This window comes from Mitsuaria sp. WAJ17 (genome assembly GCF_014174515.1).
Taxonomy (GTDB): Bacteria; Pseudomonadota; Gammaproteobacteria; order Burkholderiales; family Burkholderiaceae_C; genus Roseateles_B.
On record NZ_JACJUG010000114.1, the window covers coordinates 1 to 465 of the forward strand.

At 63.7% G+C, this 465-nt stretch carries 1 pseudogene; it reads left to right on the forward strand.

The features are described from left to right. Nucleotides 1–248 precede the first annotated feature (248 nt). Nucleotides 249–465 (forward strand): annotated as a pseudogene (locus tag H5407_RS23615) (hypothetical protein); the annotation flags it as partial.

Here is a 465-nt window from a genome sequence, read left to right on the forward strand (position 1 = left end):
TGCGCGCCGGCGAGATGCTCGACGGCATCGCGCTCGACAAGTACACCTTCATCCGAGATGCCTATCTGCAGCGACGCGGCAGCATCGAGGACGATGAGGCCTACGAAGTGCTGGCGCCCGAGCCCGCGCCCACCAATCCGCAGGCCGACAAGTGAACCAAATCGGTTGCTGCTGCGTTGAGCAGCGCATGCGCGCCGCCAGCGCCGCGTGTGCCGACCTCTCCGACTATCAAAGGGATTGAAATGACGATGACGAAACGACTGCTGTTGCGCGCCCTGCTGGGCCTGGGCATGGCCGTGCCGCTGTTGGCACAGGCGGTCGACAACAGCGCACCCGACCAACTGATCCGGCAGCTCTCGCTGGAGACGATCGAGACCGTCAAGGCCGACAAGGCAATCCAGGGCGGCGATGTGCAGAAGGTCATCACCCTGGTCGACACCAAGGTGATGCCGCATGTGAACTTCC